Origin of the sequence: uncultured Amaricoccus sp., assembly GCF_937891315.1 — a bacterium.
In the GTDB taxonomy this organism is placed as follows: Bacteria; Pseudomonadota; Alphaproteobacteria; order Rhodobacterales; family Rhodobacteraceae; genus Amaricoccus.
In genome coordinates, this window is the sequence record NZ_CALAGI010000006.1 from 1 (window position 1) to 19,207 (window position 19,207).

The 19,207-nt window shown below is 70.3% G+C and carries 16 protein-coding genes; 12 read left to right on the forward strand and 4 right to left on the reverse strand.

What is annotated here, in order from left to right:
* The first annotated feature begins 380 nt into the window (after window positions 1-380).
* The 3 genes from Q0480_RS00415 to Q0480_RS00425 are packed head-to-tail and all read left to right on the forward strand — an operon-like array spanning window position 381 to window position 2,956.
* Complete coding sequence (locus Q0480_RS00415) at window positions 381-605, forward strand: 4-hydroxyphenylacetate 3-hydroxylase C-terminal domain-containing protein (RefSeq protein WP_299129604.1); 225 nt, start codon at window positions 381-383, stop codon at window positions 603-605.
* 4 nt (window positions 606-609) lie between these two features.
* Window positions 610-1,767 (forward strand): aromatic ring-hydroxylating dioxygenase subunit alpha, encoded by a 1,158-nt coding sequence (locus Q0480_RS00420; RefSeq protein ID WP_299129606.1) that lies wholly within the window; start codon window positions 610-612, stop codon window positions 1,765-1,767.
* A 19-nt stretch (window positions 1,768-1,786) separates the two neighbouring features.
* A complete protein-coding gene (locus Q0480_RS00425) occupies window positions 1,787-2,956 on the forward strand; it encodes a LysR substrate-binding domain-containing protein (RefSeq protein WP_299129608.1) in 1,170 nt (389 codons plus the stop codon).
* A 22-nt stretch (window positions 2,957-2,978) separates the two neighbouring features.
* Here the strand turns inward: Q0480_RS00425 and ubiB are convergent, their stop codons facing one another.
* Together ubiB and ubiE are read right to left on the reverse strand one after the other, a co-directional pair.
* The gene (gene ubiB, locus Q0480_RS00430; protein WP_299129610.1) at window positions 2,979-4,505 is read right to left on the reverse strand and encodes a 2-polyprenylphenol 6-hydroxylase; all 1,527 of its coding nucleotides are present in this window, start codon (window positions 4,503-4,505) and stop codon (window positions 2,979-2,981) included.
* Window positions 4,505-5,260: a bifunctional demethylmenaquinone methyltransferase/2-methoxy-6-polyprenyl-1,4-benzoquinol methylase UbiE gene (gene ubiE, locus Q0480_RS00435; RefSeq protein WP_299129612.1), complete on the reverse strand. Its 756-nt coding sequence runs from the start codon at window positions 5,258-5,260 to the stop codon at window positions 4,505-4,507. The genes ubiB and ubiE overlap by 1 nt, the downstream gene beginning before the upstream one ends.
* Before the next feature lie 85 nt (window positions 5,261-5,345).
* Here ubiE and mutM point away from each other — a divergent pair, with 85 nt between their 5' ends.
* From mutM to xrtE, 4 genes are all read left to right on the forward strand, one after another.
* Window positions 5,346-6,227, forward strand: coding sequence for a bifunctional DNA-formamidopyrimidine glycosylase/DNA-(apurinic or apyrimidinic site) lyase (mutM, locus tag Q0480_RS00440; RefSeq protein ID WP_299129613.1), 882 nt, complete (start codon window positions 5,346-5,348; stop codon window positions 6,225-6,227).
* A gap of 55 nt (window positions 6,228-6,282) precedes the next feature.
* Entirely contained in the window at window positions 6,283-7,059 is a 777-nt protein-coding gene (locus Q0480_RS00445) for an enoyl-CoA hydratase (RefSeq protein WP_299129614.1), read from the forward strand.
* A gap of 364 nt (window positions 7,060-7,423) precedes the next feature.
* Complete coding sequence (locus Q0480_RS00450) at window positions 7,424-8,338, forward strand: glycosyltransferase family 2 protein (RefSeq protein WP_299129616.1); 915 nt, start codon at window positions 7,424-7,426, stop codon at window positions 8,336-8,338.
* Between the two features lie 6 nt (window positions 8,339-8,344).
* Window positions 8,345-9,931: an exosortase E/protease, VPEID-CTERM system gene (xrtE, locus tag Q0480_RS00455; RefSeq protein ID WP_299129619.1), complete on the forward strand. Its 1,587-nt coding sequence runs from the start codon at window positions 8,345-8,347 to the stop codon at window positions 9,929-9,931.
* Between the two features lie 115 nt (window positions 9,932-10,046).
* Here the strand turns inward: xrtE and Q0480_RS00460 are convergent, their stop codons facing one another.
* Together Q0480_RS00460 and Q0480_RS00465 are read right to left on the reverse strand one after the other, a co-directional pair.
* The gene (locus Q0480_RS00460) at window positions 10,047-10,256 is read right to left on the reverse strand and encodes a VPEID-CTERM sorting domain-containing protein (protein WP_299129621.1); all 210 of its coding nucleotides are present in this window, start codon (window positions 10,254-10,256) and stop codon (window positions 10,047-10,049) included.
* A 92-nt stretch (window positions 10,257-10,348) separates the two neighbouring features.
* Entirely contained in the window at window positions 10,349-11,608 is a 1,260-nt protein-coding gene (locus tag Q0480_RS00465; protein ID WP_299129624.1) for a glycosyltransferase, read from the reverse strand.
* 155 nt (window positions 11,609-11,763) lie between these two features.
* Here Q0480_RS00465 and Q0480_RS00470 point away from each other — a divergent pair, with 155 nt between their 5' ends.
* The 5 genes from Q0480_RS00470 to Q0480_RS00490 all read left to right on the forward strand — a co-directional run bounded on the left by Q0480_RS00470 (window position 11,764) and on the right by Q0480_RS00490 (window position 19,004).
* Entirely contained in the window at window positions 11,764-13,116 is a 1,353-nt protein-coding gene (locus tag Q0480_RS00470; RefSeq protein ID WP_299129636.1) for an oligosaccharide flippase family protein, read from the forward strand.
* 136 nt (window positions 13,117-13,252) lie between these two features.
* Entirely contained in the window at window positions 13,253-14,380 is a 1,128-nt protein-coding gene (locus Q0480_RS00475; protein WP_299129626.1) for an efflux RND transporter periplasmic adaptor subunit, read from the forward strand.
* The gene (locus Q0480_RS00480; RefSeq protein WP_299129628.1) at window positions 14,373-17,540 is read left to right on the forward strand and encodes an efflux RND transporter permease subunit; all 3,168 of its coding nucleotides are present in this window, start codon (window positions 14,373-14,375) and stop codon (window positions 17,538-17,540) included. Before Q0480_RS00475 ends, Q0480_RS00480 begins: the two co-directional genes overlap by 8 nt.
* A 72-nt stretch (window positions 17,541-17,612) precedes the next feature.
* A complete protein-coding gene (gene rlmB / locus Q0480_RS00485; protein WP_299129630.1) occupies window positions 17,613-18,401 on the forward strand; it encodes a 23S rRNA (guanosine(2251)-2'-O)-methyltransferase RlmB in 789 nt (262 codons plus the stop codon).
* Between the two features lie 171 nt (window positions 18,402-18,572).
* A complete protein-coding gene (locus Q0480_RS00490) occupies window positions 18,573-19,004 on the forward strand; it encodes a CoA-binding protein (protein WP_299129633.1) in 432 nt (143 codons plus the stop codon).
* Window positions 19,005-19,207: the final 203 nt, after the last annotated feature.

Sequence of the window (19,207 nt, forward strand, 5' to 3'; positions counted from 1 at the left end):
AGGGGCCCCGCCAACGGGCGGGGAGAAAAAAGGACTCGCGGCCAACAGGCCGCTCGGGCGCTTCGGCCTCGGCCGGAGCGGAATCCAAGGGCGACGCGCCCCGCGGGAGCCGACCATCGACTTGCGCACGGCCTTCCCGTCGCGGAGACAGACCTTGCTTTATCCAATGCCGATTCCCGGACATGATTGTATGGAGGAATGCCGAGGACAGGGACAAAACCAGATGATCCGCGCAGGCGATCAGTATCGCGACTCGATCCGGAACAGCCGCGAAACCTGTCTCGGCGGCGAGCGGACGCCCGACCATGCCGGCTTCGTCGCGCCGGAGACGAAGCTCTGGCTCGACAAATACGACTCGATCAACGAGAACTGGGCGGCGGATGATCGGCGCAAGCTGCTCGCCGTCGCGCGCGACCTTCATCAACTCCGACCACGCAGGTCATCGCCTGACCTTCCAGCTTTTCGCCCAAGGCCCGCCCCTCGCGCATCTCGCCGCCGCCCATCGCAGTTTCGACTGGGACGGACCGCTCGATTTCGTGAGGAAATCCGCCGGCCTGCCGGACCGGGAAATGGGCGGTCCCGCCACGCTCAAGACCGCGGTATGACGCCATGACCAGAATGGACAGCCCCCACTCCGACGCCGCCCTGCGGGCGGACCCGATCGCCGCCCTCCGGGCGACCGCCGCCCGGCCCTTCACCCAAGCGACGGCGATGCCGGCCGCGATCTACACCTCCGAGGCGGTGGTCGCGGCCGAGCGTGACCGCGTCTTCGCGCGCGACTGGATCTGCGTCGGCCGGGCCGAAGCATTGAGAGAACCGGGCGACTATCTCACCTACGACCTCGCCGGCCAGCCGATCATCGTCCTGCGCGACGCGGACGGCGAGATCCGCGCGCTGTCGAATGTCTGCCGGCACCGGATGTCGACCCTGCTGACCGGTTCGGGCAATGCGAAACGCATCACCTGCCCCTACCATGCCTGGACCTACGAGCTCGACGGCCGCCTGCGCGGCGCGCCCTACATGACCCGCAACGATTGCTTCCAGCGCGAGGATCTGCGGCTGCCCGCGATCCGCTGCGAGGTCTGGCTCGGCTTCGTGCTCGTCACGCTCGATCCGGAGGCCACGCCGGTGGCCGAGACGCTGCGCGATCTCGCCGCCGAGATCGCGCCCTACGACATGGCAAGCTATACCGAGCTTTTCCGCGAGACCCATGTCTGGGATACCAACTGGAAGGTGCTCGCCGAGAATTTCATGGAGAGCTACCACCTGCCCGCCTGCCACGCCGGAACCATCGGCCGGCTCTCCTCGATCGCCGATGCCGAGATGCCGGCGGGCGCCCCGGCCTACAACATCCATTTCATCACCAAGGACCCGTCCTTCACCCTGTCCGTCGCCCATCCGACCAACATCACGCTGACCGGCGACTGGCGCCTGCGCACCGCGGTCTTCGCGATCTATCCCTCGCTGATGATCACGCTGACGCCGGGCTATTTCTGGTATCTCTCGCTCCAGCCGATCAGCGCCGGCCGGGTGCATATCATCTTCGGCGGCGGCCTCTCGCCGGATTTCCTCGCCGACCCCGAGCACGAGGCGCACATGGCGGCGACCAAGGCGTTGCTCGACGCGGTCAATGCCGAGGACAAGGGCTGCACCGAGCGTGTCTATCGCGGCGTCTCCGCGCCGCTGGCCGCGCCCGGACCGCTCAGCCATCTGGAGCGGCCGCTCTACGACTTCTCCCGCTACCTCGCCGCGCGGCTCGGCGCGTGACGGCATAGGGGATCTCGCCATGAACGCCCTTCCCCCACCTCCCCTGCGCCAGAGCTTCCTCGACGGCATGAGCCGCGCCGCCGCCACCGTGAACGTGGTCGCCACCGACGGCCCGGCGGGGCGCGCGGGCGTCACCGTCTCGGCCATGTCCTCGGTCTCGGCCGATGGCGAGGCGCCGACCCTGCTGGTCTGCGTCCACCATCTCTCGCCCGCCGCCCGGACGATCATCGACAACGGCGTCTTTTGCGTGAACATCCTGCGCGACGACCAGTCCTACATCTCCGATACCTTCGCCGGCCGCCTCGGAACCGCCGACGGCGACAAGTTCTCCTGCGCCCCCTGGACGGCGATGGAGAGCGGCGCTCCCCGGGTCCGCGACCCGCTCGCCGCCTTTGACTGCCGCGTGCGCAGTGCCGAGCGCATCGGCACGCATCACGTCTTCATCGGCGAGGTCGGCGCGGTCTTCGTCGCCGGCGCCGGCAATCCGCTGATCTTCGCCAACCGCGCCTATGGCGCCCCGGCCCGCGTTCTTCCCGCCCGCGTCGGCGGCGAGACCCGGGCCCGCGAGCGTATCCGCGTCGCCGCGCTCCATACCTTCGGGCCGCACCTGCTGCCGTCGGTGATCGCCGACCTCGAGGCCGCCCAGGGCCCCGTTTCGCTCGACCTGCACGAGGGCGACCAGCGCCACCTGCTCGGGCTGCTGCGGACTGGCGCGGTCGATCTCGCCTTTCTCCATGATTTCGACCTCGGCGAGGATGTCGTCGCCCAGACCGTGGCCGACATCGCGCCCCATGCGCTGCTGCCCGGGAACCACCCGCTCGCGTCGCGCGATTCGGTCCCGCTCGCCGAGCTGCTGACCGAGCGCCTGGTCCTGCTCGATGCGAGCCCCAGCCGCGACTATTTCCTGTCTCTCTTCGCCGGCGTCGGCGCGCCGACCATCGGCTTCCGCGCCCAGACCTTCGAGATGGTGCGCGGGCTCGTCGCGCAGGGTCTCGGCTATTCGCTGCTGGCGACCAGGCCCGCCAGTGCGATGAGCTACGACGGCCACGCCCTCGTCACCCGGCCGCTGGCCGACGATGTGCCGCCGAGCCGCCTCGTCCTCGCCCGTCGCCGCGACGGCGCGATGAACGCCGCGACCCGGGCCTTCCTCTGGCACTGCGCCGCCGTCTTCGGCCTCGATCTCGACTGACCCCGCGACGCTTCGGTTCGGTTCAGAGCTGGGTGCCGAGGGCGACGAGGGCGGCGCCGAGGAGCGCGCCGGCGAGGCCGTAGAGCCAGCCGGGAGGGCGGCGGCGCGGCGGTTCGGGCGGCTGGGCGACGGCGCGAAGCAGCGCCGCTTCGGCGAGTTCGGGCAGGCGCGGGCCGAAGCGCGACAGCACGCGCAGCGTGTCGCCGAGGTCGCGCGCCATCGCCCGGGGGCCGAGATTCGCGCCGATATAGTCGGTCACCACCGGGCGCGCGGTCTCCCACATGTTCATCGCCGGATCGAGGCTGCGCGCGACACCTTCGACCACCACCATGGTCCGCTGCAGCAGGATGAGCTCGGTGCGGGTTTCCATGCCGAAGCGTTCGGTCACTTCGAAGAGATGGGCGAGCAGGCGGGCCATCGAGATGCGCGTCGCGTCCTGGCCGAAGATCGGCTCGCCGACCGCGCGCAGTGCCTGGGCGAAGGCCGCCATGTCGCGGTCGCGCGGCACGTAGCCCGCCTCGAAATGCACGGCGGCGACCCGGGCATAGTCGCGGCGGAGAAAGCCCATCAGGATCTCGGCATAGACCCGGCGGGTATAGGGGTCGATCCGGCCCATGATGCCGAAATCGAGGGCCACGATGGCGCCATCCGGGCCGAGCTTCAGATTACCCTGATGCATGTCGGCATGGAAGAACCCGTCGCGCAGCGCGTGGGTGAGGAAGGTCTGGATGATCCGCTCGGAGACATCGGTGAGATCGGCGCCGCTGTCACGGAGCGCGGCCACGTCGCCGAAATTGATGCCCTCCGCCCATTCGAGTGTCATGACCCGGCGGGCCGAGGCCGGCCAGATCACCGCCGGAACGCGGAAGCGGGGATCGTCCTCGGTACTGGCGCGGAACTCCGCGGCGGCGGCCGCCTCCATCCTGAGGTCGAGTTCGCCCTGCACCACGCCCTCGAAATGCCGGATCACCGCGCGAGGGCGCAGGCGGCGGGCAAAGGGCGCCAGCGCCTCGATCAGCCAGGCGGCGAGGTAGAAGGCGTCGACGTCGCGCAGGAAGGCGCGCTCGATGCCCGGACGCAGCACCTTGACCGCCACCGGGCGACCGCTGGCCGCGAGGGTCGCGCGATGCACCTGGGCGAGCGAGGCGGCGGCGACCGGCGCGCCGAACTCGGCGAAGAGCGTCTCGACCGGCGCGCCGAGCTCGCGCGCGACCTCCGCCCGCGCCTCGGCCTCGGAGAAGGGCGGCAGCTTGTCCTGCAGGACGGTCAGCTGGCTCGCGAGCTCGGGCCCCACGATGTCGGGGCGGGTGGACATGAGCTGGCCGAACTTGATGTAGGCCGGGCCGAGCGCGGTCAGCGCGCGGGGCACGGGCGGCTGGGCGGGGTCGCCGGCGAGGCCGAGCCACTGGAATGGCCAGCCGAGGACACGGGCGGCGAGGCGCAGCGATGGCGGCGCGTCGAGCGCGCCGAGCGCGATCTCCATCGCGCCGGTGCGCTCGAAAGTGGCGCCGGTGCGGATCAGCCGCCAGAGATTGTGCGGGCCGCGCATCAGATCTTCCAGGCGGAATGCAGCGCGGCGATGCCCATGGAAAGGTTCCGGTACTTCACGAGATCGAAGCCGGCCGCGCGGATCATCGCCGCGAAACGCTCCTGATCGGGGAAGCGGCGGATCGATTCGACGAGATACTGGTAGCTCGCCCGGTCGCCGGCGAGCGCCTGACCGAGCGGCGGGATCACATTGAAGGAATAGAGATCATAGAGCCGACGGAGCCCGTCGTTCGGCACCCGGCTGAATTCGAGCACGAGGAGCCGGCCGCCGGGTTTCAGGACGCGGAACGCCTCGGCGAGCGCCTCCTCGATCCGGGTCACGTTCCGGATGCCGAAAGAAATGGTATAGGCGTCGAAGGTAGCGTCGGCGAAGGGCAGCGCCATGGCGTCGCCGGTCACCCAGTCGATGGCAGCGCCATGCGCCCGCGCCTCGGCCCGGGCGCGGCCCTCGACCAGCATATGCTCGGTCATGTCGAGCACGGTGACATGGCCTTCGCCCTTGACGCGGTCGAGGAAGCGGAAGGCGACATCGCCGGTGCCGCCGGCGACGTCGAGCAGCCGCGTGCCCGGTCGGGGCGCCAGCCAGTCGAGCAGCGCGTCCTTCCACAGCCGGTGGATGCCGAGGCTCATCGCATCGTTCATCAGGTCGTATTTCGCGGCGACCGAGGTGAAGACGCCGCGAACGCGGCCGGCCTTCTCGTGCTCGGGCACGGTCTCGAAGCCGAAATGGGTGCCGGGCTCGGGAGTTTCGGTCATGCCGCTCGTTCTTTCCGTCGATCGCGCTCCTGCTTATAGGGGACGGCGGGGCCGCTGCAACCGCGACCCGAAGCGGGGAGGGGCGATGCCGGAGCTGCCGGAGGTCGAGACGGTGCGCCGGGGACTGGAGCCGGTGCTGATCGGGCGGCGGATCCTCCGGGCCGAGATCCGGCGGCCCGATCTGCGCTGGCCGTTTCCGCCGCGCATGGGCGCGCGGCTGGAGGGGGCGCGGGTCGATGCGCTGCGCCGGCGGTCGAAATATCTCCTGGCCGATCTCGATACCGGCGAGACCTTGATCGCCCATCTCGGCATGTCGGGGCGGATGCTCGTCTCCGGCGGGACGGTCGGCGCATTTCACCATCCGCTCGCGGCGGCGCTGCCGCATGATCATGTGATCCTCGATATCGAGGGCGGGGCGCGGATCACCTTCAACGACGCGCGGCGGTTCGGGGCGATGGACCTCTGGCCGACGGCGGAGCTCGGCGCGCATCGCCTGCTGGCGGGACTGGGGCCGGAGCCGCTCGGCAACGGCTTTCACGCCGACTATCTCGCGGCGCGACTGCGGGGGCGCCCGGGTCCGGTGAAGGCGCTGCTGCTTGACCAGCGACTGGTGGCGGGGCTCGGCAATATCTATGTCTGCGAGGCGCTGTGGCGGGCTCGCCTGTCGCCGGAGCGGCCGGGGCGGGACGTGACGGGGACGGAGCTCGAGGCGCTGGTCGCGGCGATCCGCGCGGTGCTCGAGGAGGCGATCACGGCCGGCGGCTCCTCGCTCCGCGACTATCGCCGGGCGGATGGCGAGCTCGGCTATTTCCAGCACGCCTTCGCCGTCTATGGCCGCGAGGGGGCGCCGTGCCCGCGTTGCGGCGGGGCGGTCGCGCGGCTGGTCCAGTCGGGACGGTCGAGCTTCCATTGCCCCGCCTGCCAGGGCGCGTCCGGCGCGCGCGCCGGCGCGAACACGAAGTCTTGAACCGGGTCGGCGCGGTGCTAAACCGGATCGCGGGACAGTTCGAGAGGAGCGTGCGTTGGCCTATCAAACCTTGCTGGTGGAGATCGACGACCATATCGGCATCATCCGGCTCAACCGCCCCGAAGCGCTCAATGCGCTGAACGGGCGGATGGTGGACGAGATCGCGGCGGCGCTCGGCGAGATGGACGCTTCGCCGAAGGTCCGGGCGATCATCGTCACGGGGTCGGACAAGGCCTTCGCCGCCGGCGCGGACGTGAAGGAGATGGCGGCGAAGAGTTTCGCCGACGTCAGCAACGAGGAGATCTACGCCGCTTCCTCGGATGCGATCGCGCGTTGCCGCAAGCCGATCATCGCGGCGGTCGCGGGCTATTGCCTCGGCGGCGGCTGCGAGCTCGCCATGCTCTGCGATTTCATCATCGCGGCGGACAACGCGAAATTCGGCCAGCCGGAGATCAATCTCGGCATCATTCCCGGCATCGGCGGCACCCAGCGCCTGACCCGCGCGGTCGGCAAGGCCAAGGCGATGGAGATGTGCCTGACCGGCCGCTTCATGGACGCCGCCGAGGCGGAGGCCGCCGGCCTTGTCAGCCGCGTGGTTCCCGCGAAGGATCTCGCCCGCGAGGCCCGCGAGACGGCGGCGAAGATCGCCGAAAAGCCGCCGCTGGCCGTCCGCGCCGCCAAGGAGGCGGTGAACCGGAGCTTCGAGACGACCCTGCGCGAGGGCGTTCTCTTCGAGCGACGGCAGTTCTACGCGCTCTTCGCCTCGGACGATCGGACGGAAGGGATGGCGGCCTTCGTCGAGAAACGCGCGCCGCGTTTCCGGGGACGCTAGGGCTCTCCCGCGAGGCGCGCGTAGCCCTTGGTTCCCGCTCCGGCCGACGCCGGAGCGCCCGAGCGGCCCGTTGGCCGCGAGTCCTTTTTTCTCCCCGCCTGTTGGCGGGGGCCCCTCGTCCTGCCCGATAGGAATTCTGCCAATATGAAACTGGAAGAAGCCGAGGGGGCGGCGTGGTCCCGCGGGGCTTCCGGCGCACTGGAGGGCTGAGCCCCGGGTCAGCGAGGGGCGCCTGGGAGGAGGGGACAGCGCGGGTCACGGCGGCGGGGCGGTAGGGTTTCGTTAAGGTCGTTGCTCCATTTTCGCGTCATCCGGCCGGCCGCTCGCGAACGGCGCGACAGGCATTGGGGCGACGGAGGGTGCGATGCTCGACAATTCGGCGGCGCGCCGGCCGCTCGCGAAAACCGGTAGCGGCCGCGATTTCTTCCATCGGGCCGAACCCGGGACGACGAGCATCATTCTTCCGGCGAGCAACGAGGCGCGATATATCGGCCCTTGCCTCGAGGCGCTGCTCGCCTCGACCGGGATCGGCGACGCGCATCCCATGGAGATCATCGTCGTCGCCAATGCCTGCCGGGACGAGACCGTTTCGATCGCGCGGGGCTTCGCGCCCGTGGCGGCGGCGCGCGGTTGGCGACTGGTCGTGCTCGATCTCGCCGAGGGCGGCAAGCTCAATGCGCTCAACGCCGGGGACCAGGCGGCGCGGGGGGCGATCCGGGTCTATCTCGACGCCGACGTGATCGTCAGCCCGGCTCTCCTCGCCGAGCTGCGCGCGGCGCTCGACCGGCGGGGGCCGGCCTATGCCAGCGGCGCGATGCGCATCGCGCCTTCGCGCAGCCGGGTCAGCCGGGCCTATGGGCGGCTCTGGGCCCGGGTGCCGTTCATGGCCGAAGGCGTGCCGGGCTGCGGCGTCTTCGCCGTGAACGCCGCGGGCCGCGCGCGCTGGGGCGCCTTTCCCGACATCATCTCGGACGATACTTTCGCCCGGCTGCAATTCACGCCCGAGGAGCGGATCGCGGTCGCCGCGCCCTATGACTGGCCGATCGTCGAGGGTTTCTCGCGACTGGTCCGGGTGCGGCGGCGGCAGGACGCGGGCGTCGCGGAGATCGCGCGGCGCTATCCCGCGCTGCTGGAGAACGAGGGCAAGGCGCCGGTCGGCGCGAGCGGCGGCCTGCGGCTGGCCCTGAGCGATCCGATCGGCTTCGCCGTCTACGCCGCCGTCGCGCTGGCCGTCCGGCTGCCGCTGGGCGGCGCCGGCGGCTGGAGCCGGGGGCGTTAGGCGCGCATGAGCTTCGCGCGCAACCGCCTGATTCTGATCGCGGGTCTGCTTTGCCTCGAGCTCGTCGGGCTGGCGCTCGCCTACCAGGTGCTGACCTCGTTCGAATGCCAGGCGACCGAGGCGATGGGCGCCTGCCGCTTCCTGCGCAGTTTCGTGGCGCGGGCGATCTCGATCCTCGCCGCGCTCGCGGTCTTCGCCTGGGCCCGGCCCGCGGCGATGGGGCGTCTTGTCCGCCGTATCGAGGCGAACGCCGGCGGGTCGGCCTGGTCCTCGCTGCATTTCGCAGGCGTGGCACTGATGTTCGCGCCGCTGCTGCTGCCGGCCTCCTCGCCGGGCGATCTCTTCCTGCGCGCCGTCGGGCCCTGGCTGATCGGGGCGACGGCGGCGGGCGTCGGCGCGCTGCTCTGGCTCGCGCCGCCGCGCGACTGGTTCGACTGGCTGCGCGAGGAGCGGTTCGCGCCGCTCGCCGTGCTGGCGGCCGGCTTCGCCATCCCCGATCTCGCCGAACTGGCCCAGCCGCTCTGGTACTGGCCGGCGCTGGCGCGCGCCACCTTCGACGCGGTCTATCTGGCGCTGCGGGGGATCGGCGCCGGGCCGGTGGCCGATCCGCCGGCCTATATCATCGGGATCGACGGGTTCCTCGTTCATATCGCGCAGCAATGTTCGGGCATCGAGGGGCTGGCGATGATGACCGCCTTCGCCCTGCTCTATTCGGCGCTGTTCCGCGACACGCTGCGCCTGTGGCGATTCTGGCTGGTCGTGGTCCCGCTCGGACTGGCGCTCAGCTGGCTGCTCAATGTCGCGCGGATCGCGGGCCTCATCCTGATCGGCGCGCGGATCTCGCCGGACCTCGCGGTCAACGGCTTTCACAGCTACGCCGGCTGGATGTTCTTCACACTGCTGGCGCTCGCGCTGCTCTATGTCGCGCAGGTAACGCCCTGGTTGCGCAAGGGGCCGCGCGACCTTGGCGCGCGCCCTCTGGGCGAGGACTGGACGGCGGCGCGGATCCTGCCGTTCGTGGTCTTCATGCTGGGAAGCGTCGCCGCCTCGGCGCTGTCGAGCCATCCCGACCTCGCCTATCCGCTCAAGGCCACGGCGATGGCGGCGGCGCTCTGGTTCTTCCGGCGCTGCTACGCGCGGCTGGACCGGGGCATCGATCCGGTCGCGCTGGTGGCGGGCGTCGGTGTCGGCTTCGGGTGGATCCTGCTGCGGGCGCCGGCGAGCGCCGAGGATGCCCGACTGGCGGCGGGGCTCGCCGGGTTCGGCGGCGCGGCGTTCGCGCTCTGGGCGACCACGCGGATTCTCGGTACCGTGCTGCTGGTGCCGATGATCGAGGAGCTGTTCTTTCGCGGCTATGTGCTGGCGCGGCTCGACCGCGGCGGGCTCGCCTGGCGCTTCGTGGCGATCGCGGTTTCGTCCGCGCTTTTCGCCGCGCTGCATGGGCGCTGGCTGGCGGCGGGCGCCGCCGGCCTCGTCTTCGCCTGCGTATTTCTGCGGCGGGGACGACTATCGGATGCGATCGTCGCGCATGTGGTCGCGAATTTCGTCGTCGCCGGCTGGGCCGTGGCGAATGGCGACTGGAGCGCGATCTGAAAGACCGCGGTCCGGAGGACGTCAACGAGCGATGAAAGCGACTTGCCGAGGCGCCGATGGGACGGCCGGCAAGTCCGAGGAAATGCCGCCGCCATTCTGGCGACGGGACCGAGCCTCAGCGGCTGGAACGGCGACGCTCCCAGGCGAAGGCGAGGCCACCCGCGACCGCGGCGAGCGCCGCGAAACCGGCGGCGGCGTCGATCTCCGGAACCCGGGCGACCGGGCCATGACCCTGGATCGGGCTCGGCTCGTCGCCGACGGCGAAAGCCGGCGAGACCGAAAGACCCAGGGCGAACGCGCTGGCAAGAATGGATTTGGTCTTCATTGGGCACCTCTGCTACCATTTAACGAGGCTGATAATCGCGAAAGTACGCATAAAAAACCAGCGGTATGGTGTTGATTGGTTAAGGCCTCTGATCAGGCCACAGCGCCGATCGTCGGGGGCGATGCAACCTCCGGCATGTGCCCCACGGCGGGAACGGCACCCATCAGTTCGGCGAGCCGGCCCGCTTCGCGATCTATGTCGTGACGGTCGAGCGCGCGGGCGCGGCCGGCCGCGCCCATCGCCGCGAGCCGGTCGCGCGGCGTGCCGGCCAGGGCGACCATCGCCCGCGCCAGCGCCTCGGGATCTCCAGCGGGCACGAGCCACCCGGTCTCGCCGGGAACCACCAGTTCGGGGACCCCGGCGATGGCGGTGGCGATGACCGGACGGCCGGCCGCCATCGCTTCCATCACCACCATCGGCAGGCCTTCGGCGAAGCTTGGCATGACGAGCGCGTGGGCGGCGGCGAGCTCGTCGCGGACCCGGGCCTCGTCAACCCAGCCGGTGATCGTCACGCGACCCGTCAACCCACGCGCCGTGATCGCGGCCTCGATAGGGCCACGCAGTTCGCCGTCGCCGACGAGGGTGAGACGCAGGGCGGGATGCTCGCGAAGGGCGTGAGCCATCGCCTCGACCAGCAGGAGCTGGCCTTTCTGCTCGACGAGCCGGCCGATGGCGACCAGCCGCGTCTCGGGGCCGGCGGGGATCGGCGCGGGAGTGGCGAAGCGGGCGGGTTCGACGCCGCAATGCACGACCTTGATCCGGGCCCAGCCGTCGAGGTCGGACCAGCGGCAGAGCTGGCTGCGGCCGAAGCTGCTGATCGCGACGGTGAAGGCGGCATGGCGCATCTTGTCGCCGAGGCTGAGGGCGACCGGCGCGTCGAACTCTTCAGGCCCGTGCACGGTGAAGCTGTAGGCCGGACCGCCGAGCAGCCGCGCCAGCATCGCCACGCTGGCGGAATTGGTGCCGAAATGCGCGTGCAGATGGTCGATCCCGAGCGCCCGGCAGCGCGCGACGACATGGCAGGCCTCGACGAAATAGACAAGATGCCGCGACACGCCCCGTTCGGCCCGCCGGCCGGTGGCGATGGCGAGACGCAGCGCCGCGAGGCTCCGCCCCGGCGCGCGCGCGATCTGTGCCAGCGTGTCAAAGGCGAGACGCGGGGCGCCGGCGGACAGCACATGCTCGGTGCGGTCGTCCTCGGCGAGATCGCCCGGATCGACGAGGCGCGCGCGCGCGCCGCGCATCGCGAAACGATGCACCGCGATCCCGCGCCGCTCCAGCGCCTGGATCTCACGGCGGATGAAGCTGTGCGAGGGTTGGGGATAGGTATTGACCAGATAGGCGATGTTCATGGCGCGTCCCGGGCGGCCGGCGATCCCCTCCTTCCTAGGGCGCGGTGACAAACAAAGTATAAACGCTTGGCCTGTAGACCGGCCGCGACGGTCGAACGCCGTCGCCGGTTCCGCGCCGCCGATTCCGGCGCCAGCTTGGAGTTTGTCACGTGGCCATGCTCACCAACACCCTGCGGGGCGATGGCCTGATCGCACGGGCGATGCGCAGTTCGGCCTGGACACTCGGGGGCTACGGGGCCGCGCAGGCGATCCGCCTCGCCTCGAACCTGATCCTGACCCGAATCCTGTTTCCCGAGACCTTCGGCATGATGGCTCTGGTGACCATCGCCATGGTCGGGTTGCAGCAATTCTCGGATGTCGGCATCGGTCCCTCGATCAACCAGAACAGGCGCGGCGACGATCCCGACTTCCTCGATACCGCCTGGACGATCCAGGTGGTCCGCGGCTTGATGCTGTGGGGGGCGACCTGCGCGCTGGCCTGGCCGGTCTCGCAATTCTACGGCGAACCGCAGCTGCTCCATCTTCTGCCGGCGACCGGCCTCACCCTCGTCATCTCGGGTTTCAATCCGACGCGGATCGAGACCGCCCACCGCCACCTGATGATCGGGCGCGTGACCTTGCTCGATCTCGGCAGCCAGATCGTCGGGCTGGCCGCGACCATCGGGCTCGCGATCGCCATCCGGTCGGTCTGGGCGCTGGTGATCGGCGGCATCGCGGCCTCGATCGCCAAGCTCGTTCTCTGCAAGGTCTTTCTGCCCGGGCAGTCCAACCGTTTCCATTGGGAGCCGGCGGCCGCGCACGATCTCATCCATTTCGGCAAATGGATCTTCCTCAGCACGATGTGCGGTTTCATGATCGCCCAGGGCGACCGGGTGATCCTCGGCAAATATCTCTCGCTCGAGATGCTCGGCATCTACAATATCGGCTATTTCCTCGCGAGCTTTCCGCTGCTGCTCGGCGGCGCGGTGGTCGGGCGGGTGATGATCCCGCTCTATCGCGAATGTCCGCCCGCCGCCTCGGCCGGGAATTACCGCAAACTGCATCTGATGCGGATGCCGCTGACCAGCTTGCTGCTCGCACTGCTGATGGTGCTCGCCTTTTTCGGGGTCAAGGTGGTCGGGATGCTCTATGATTCGCGCTATCATCTCGCCGGGCCGATCGTGGTGCTGATCGCGAGCCTGCAGCTGCCGCAGGTGATCGGGCTGACCTACGACCAAGCCGCGCTCGCCGCCGGCGATTCGCGCCGGTTCTTCGTCCTGCTCTCGTCCCGCGCGGCGCTGATGACGAGCTTCATGCTGATCGGCGCCCACAATTGGGGACTGATCGGCGCGCTGGTCGGACAGGGGCTCGCCACCGCGCTCGTCTATCCGGTGGTGATCTGGATCGCGCGGCGCTATCGCGCCTGGGACCCGATCCACGACGTCACCTTCGCCTTGGTCGGCGGCGCCTTCGGCGCGCTCGCGCTCTGGCTCAACCAGGACGCCCTCGCGCCGCTCTTGATGCACTGACGCACGCCGCGAGGCCGAAGGTCGGAGGCCGTCCCACCGCCAACGAAAGCGTGATCCGCTCCTGGATGGGACATTCGCGTTTCGGAGTATGCTAACAAGCGTTGGTACGCTCGGCGGGCGAAGGAGGACGGCCGGCTTGGCCTGGTGGAAACAGACGCTTCTCGCGCTCGCGCTGCTCGTCGCGACGACCGTGCTCTGGGCGCTCTACATGCCCGGCGCGGCGCCTCTGCTCGCGCGGCTGGGCCTGACCGCGGCCGAGGGCGCGGCTCCGGCTCCGGCTCCGGACGGGACGCGCGCGCCGGGGAGAGCCGGAAGCGGCGGGCCGACGCGGGTGATCGGCACGGTCGTGCAGGCGGCGGAGGCGAACGGCCGGGTTTCGGCGATCGGCGACGGCAAGGCGCTGCATTCCGTCTCGGTACTGCCGATGGCACCGGGGCGCCTGATCTCGATCGAGGTCGCCTCGGGCGACGAGGTGACCGCGGGCGAGACCATCGCGCGACTCGACAGCGACGCCGAGGCGATCGCGCTCGACCGCGCGCGGCTCGCGGTGATGGACGCCGAGGCGACGGTCGCGCGCACCGAGCGGCTGCGGAGCGGCGGCGCCGCGACCGAGGTCCAGTTGCGCGAGGCCAACCTCGCACTGGAGAACGCCCGGCTGGAGGTGCGTGACGCGGATCTCGCACTGACGCGGCGCGCGATCACCGCGCCGATCAGCGGTGTCGTCGGTCTGCTGCCCGTCGATCCCGGTAGCCAGGTCGGCACGGCGACCGAGATCGCCACCATCGACGACCGCTCGCGCATCCTCGTCGATTTCCGCGTGCCCGAACGTTTCGCCGGCCGCCTCGCCATCGGCGATCCCGTCGATGCCACGGCCCTCGCCCGCCCCGAGCTGGCGCTTCGCGGCGAAATCGTGGCGATCGACAGCCGCGTCGATTCCGCCAGCCGCACGCTCAGGGCGCAGGCGGCGCTCGACAACGGCGCGGACCTGCTGCGCGGCGGCATGGCCTTCTCGATCCGCCTCGGCTTCAGCGGCGACACCTATCCGGCGGTCGATCCGCTGGCGATCCAGTGGAGCGGCGACGGACCTTACGTCTGGGTCGCGCGGGACGGGCACGCGGTTCGGGTGCCGGTCCGCATCGTCCAGCGCGACAGCGACCGGGTGATGGTCAGCGGGCGGCTCAACCCCGGCGAGCGCGTGGTGACCGAAGGCCTTCAGCGCCTGCGCGAAGGCGCCCCGCTGGTGTTCGAGGACGAGAATGGCTGACCCGGGGGCACCGTCCGGCGGCGGCGATCCGCCCGGCGGGCGGGTCGCGATCTTCATCCGGCGGCCGATCCTCGCCTTCGTGCTCAACGCGCTGATCGTGATCGCCGGGCTCGCGGCGTTCCTCGGCGTCGATGTGCGCGAGCTGCCCGAGGTCGATCGACCGGTGGTGACGGTGAACACCACCTTCGAGGGCGGCGCGCCGGAGACGGTGGATCGGGAAGTGACCTCGGTCATCGAGGGCGCGGCGAGCCGGGTCGCCGGCGTTCAGGACATCTCGTCGGAATCGCGCTTCGGACGCAGCCGGGTCACCATCGAATTCGGCGACCAAGCCGATCTCGACATGGCCGCGACCGACATCCGCGACGCCGTGGCGCGGGTGGCGAACGCGCTGCCCGACGAGGCGAAGGAGCCCGTCACCGTCAAGGCCGACGCCAACGCGTCCCCGGTCATCCGCATCGGTGTCACCTCGCACAGCCGGAGCGTGCAGGAGCTGACCGAGCTGGTGAAGAACGAGGTCGAGGACCGGCTGATCTCGGTGCCGGGCGTCGCCGACCTGCAGATCACCGGCGGGCGCGAGGAGATATACCGCGTCGATATCGATCCCGTGGCGCTGGCGAGCCGGGGCCTCACCCTCGCCGACGTGCGCGACGTGCTGGCCGACGCCGCCTTCGACGCGCCGGCCGGCACCCTTTCCAGCGGCGACCAGAGCATGGTGGTGCGCACAACCGCGGCGGTCGAATCGGGCGCCGCCTTCGAGGCGCTGATGCTGACGTCGAGCACGCGGCTCGGCGATGTCGCGCGGGTGACGCTCGGGCCGGATCTGCGCGAGAGCACGCTGCGGGCCGATGGCGAAACCGGGATCGGCATTGGCGTGATCCGGCAGGCGCGGTCGAACTCGCTCGAAATCTCCAAAGGCATCGCGGCGGCGGTCGAGGAGCTGCGCCGCGCGCTGCCGCCGGATGTCGCGATCTTTGTCAGCGGCGACGAGGCGACCTTCGTCAAGGGCGCGATCCATGAGGTGATCCTGACGCTGGTGATCGCCATCGCGCTGGTGATCGCCATCATCTATCTCTTCCTGCGCGACTGGCGGGCGACGCTGATCCCCGGGGTCACCATTCCCGTCGCGCTGACCGGGGCGGTGGCGGCGATCTATCTCGCCGGGTTCTCGATCAATATCCTGACGCTGCTGGCGCTCGTGCTGGCCACCGGGCTCGTCGTCGACGACGCCATCGTCGTGCTGGAGAACATCGTGCGGCGGCGGGCGGAGGGGATGGGTCCCCGCGCGGCCGCCGTGCTCGGCACCGAGCAGGTGTTCTTCGCGGTGGTGGCGACGACCCTGACGCTGGTCGCGGTCTTCGTGCCGCTATCCTTCCTGCCCGGCCAGACCGGCGCGCTGTTCCGCGAGTTCGGCTTCACAATGGCGATCTCGGTGTTGCTCTCGGCGGTGGTGGCGCTGACGCTCTGCCCGGTGATGGCGGCGAAGCTGCTGCGCACCGCGCCGGAGGAGGAACGCGCGGGGCCGCTCGCCGCCTTCGGCGGCTGGCTCCTCCGCCTCTATCGCCGATCGCTCGCCTGGGCGCTGGCCGCGCCGGTCGTCGTGCTCGCGGCCGCCGCGCTGGCGGCGGCGAGCGCGGCCATGCTCTTCGCCACGATCCGGACCGAGATCACGCCGCCCGAGGATCGCTCGGTCGCGATCCTCAGCGTCACGGCCCCGCCGACGGTGTCGCTCGACTATCTGACGGCGAAGATGCGCGAGATCGAGGATCTGCTGGCGCCGCTGCGCGCCTCGGGCGAGGTGCGGCACGTGTTCCTGACCGCCGGCCAGGGCGGTGAGATCAACCGCGGCTTCGTCGCCCTGACGCTGGCGCCCTGGGGCGAGCGGACGCGGTCGCAGGACGATATCGTGGCGGAGATCGACGAACGGCTCGCGGGAGTGATCGGTGTGCGGGCGCAGGCGCTGCGACCGAACAGCCTCGGCATCCGCAACGCCGGCCGCGGCCTGCAGTTCGCCCTGCTCGGCGGTGATTACGGCCGGCTGTCTGAAGCCGCCGAGGCGCTGGTGCGCGAGATGGAGGCCGATCCAGCCTTCGGTCAGGTCTCGCTCAACTACGAGACTACCCAGCCGCAGCTCTTCGTCGCGGTCGATCGCGAGCGGGCCTCCGACCTCGGCATCGCGATCAACGGCCTTGGCGAGGCTTTGCGCGCGGTGCTCGACGGGCGGACGGTGGGACAGGTGTTCCGCGGCGACCGGGCCTATGACGTGAAGATGGTCGCGACCACACAGCCGGTGAACGATCCCGGCGATCTGGAGAATGTCTTCATCAAGACCGCCGGCGGCCAGATGGTGCCGATTTCGAGCATCGTGACGCTGGAAGAACGGGCAGTGGCGCCGCAACTGACCCGCGAGGGGCAGATGCGCAGCGTTGCGATCACCGCCACCCTGACGCCGGAGCTGGCGCTCGGGCCGGCGCTCGCCCGAGCCGAGGCGCTGGCCGCGCCATTGCTACGCGACGGCGAGAGGGTGCTGCCGCTGGCCGAGGCCGCGACGCTCGACGAGACCTCGTCCGGGCTCTATCTCACCTTCGGCTTCGCCATCGTCATCGTCTTTCTGGTACTGGCCGCGCAGTTCGAGAGCATGGTCAGCGCGCTGATCGTGATGGCGACCGTGCCGCTCGGGCTCGCCTGCGCCGTCTTCGCGCTGGTGCTGACCGGCGGCAGCCTCAATGTCTACAGCCAGATCGGGCTGGTGCTGCTGATCGGAGTGATGGCCAAGAACGGCATCCTGATCGTGGAATTCGCCAACCAGCTGCGCGATGACGGCTGGAGCGTGCGCGACGCGGTCGCCGAGGCTTCGGTGATCCGCCTGCGTCCGGTGATGATGACTATGACGGCGACCATCCTCGGCGGCGTGCCGCTGCTCTTCGCCCATGGCGCGGGGGCCGAGGCGCGGGAGGCGCTCGGCTGGGTCATCGTCGGCGGCCTCGGCCTCGCGACTCTGGGGACGCTCTATCTGACGCCGGTCGCCTATCTCTTGCTCGCCGGCTTCGGCAAGCCCAGGGTCTTCGAGGAGCGACGGCTGGCCGAGGAACTGCGCGCCGCGACAATGCGCGGGGCCGGGCGCGTGACCGGGGCATCAACCGGGGCTTCGGCATCTCCTTGATTTGACGCCACAATGAGCGGCCTTGCACAGGGCGGCCGAGCGTGCCTATGTCGGGTGGTCTGTGTGGGGGCGATGGTGGCCAAGAAGCCGGCCTGGGCGATCGAGAAGGAACGGGCGCGCCGCGGCGACGCGGCCGAAACCGTCTGGCTCTTCGGGCTGCACGCGGTCCGCGACGCTTTGGCCAATCCCCGGCGCGACAAGCGGACGCTGATCCTCACCCGCAACGCCGCCGACCGGCTGGCGCCCGAGATCGAGACCAGCGGCCTGACGCCGCGCATCGTCGACAGCCGCCGGTTCGACGCGCCGCTCGATCCGCAATCGGTGCATCAGGGCGCGGCGCTGGAGGCGGCGCCGCTCGACTGGGGCTCGGTTTCGGAGCTCTGCGCCCCGCGCGAGGACGCGCCGCTGGTTCTGCTGCTCGACCGGGTGACCGATCCGCACAATGTCGGCGCGGTGCTGCGCTCGGCCGAGGTGTTCGGCGCCCGCGCGGTGATCGCCCCGCATCGCCATTCCGCGCCCGAGACCGGCGCGCTGGCGAAGAGCGCCTCGGGCGCGCTCGAACGCCAGCCCTATGTCCGGGTGCCGAACCTCGCCAATGCGATGGGCGCGCTGCGCGAGATGGGCTATGCGCTGATCGGCCTCGATGGCGCGGCGGAGACCGACCTCGAACCGGCGCTCGACGGGCTGACGCGCCAGCCGCTCGGCCTCGTGCTCGGCGCCGAGGGGCCGGGGATGCGCGAACTGACCACCAAGCTCTGCCATCGGGTCGCGCGCATTCCGGCGCATGGCGGCTTCGGCTCGCTCAATGTCTCGAACGCGGCGGCCGTGGCGCTCTACGCCGCCGCCCGGGGCCGCGGATAGGCGCATGGCAATCACGTTCGCTTCATCGGGATTTGAAATCGCTCGGCGCCGTCCTATCTGGAGTCGTGAGGTAGCGCGCCTGGAACTGCCCTGCCTCGTCTCACTGTCCCTCGTTCCAACCTCGCGCCCGGCATGTTTCCGGGCGCGTTTTTTGGCAAGCCCGGCCCCGCGATGACGACGGATGCCGAGTTGCTCTCGATCTTCGCCGAGGTGCGCACGATCGCCTGCGTCGGTCTCTCGAACGACCCGGCCCGCCCCGCCCATAATGTCGCGCGCTATCTCGGATTGAAGGGCTTCCGGGTGATCCCGGTCAATCCACTCCATGCCGGCGAGACGCTGCTCGGCGAGATGACCTATCCCGATCTCGCGAGCCTGCCGCCGGAGCTTGGGCCGATCCATATGGTCGATATCTTTCGCCGGTCCGAACAGGCGGGCGCGGTGGTGGACGCGGCGCTCGCGCATCTGACAGGGCGCGGTCTCCGGGTGATCTGGATGCAGATCGGCGTCATCGACACGGCGGCGGCGGCGCGGGCCGAGGCGCGCGGAATCAAGGTGGTCATGGACCGCTGCCCGAAGATCGAGTTCGAGCGCCTCCGCGGCTAACCCCGCCTGATGCCAAATCCTGTTTGATTGCCTCGCCTTCGCCTGCGCCTTGCACGGCCCGGAAATCGCATGGCCTCCCAAGGCGGCGCCCCTGTCGATGTCCCTTCCGCACGCCAGCACCATCCGGGCGATGCGCGACGTCCAAGCGTCCACTGCGCGATTTCGAGGTTACGCGAAATCGTGACGGGCGTGCCCTGCCGGGG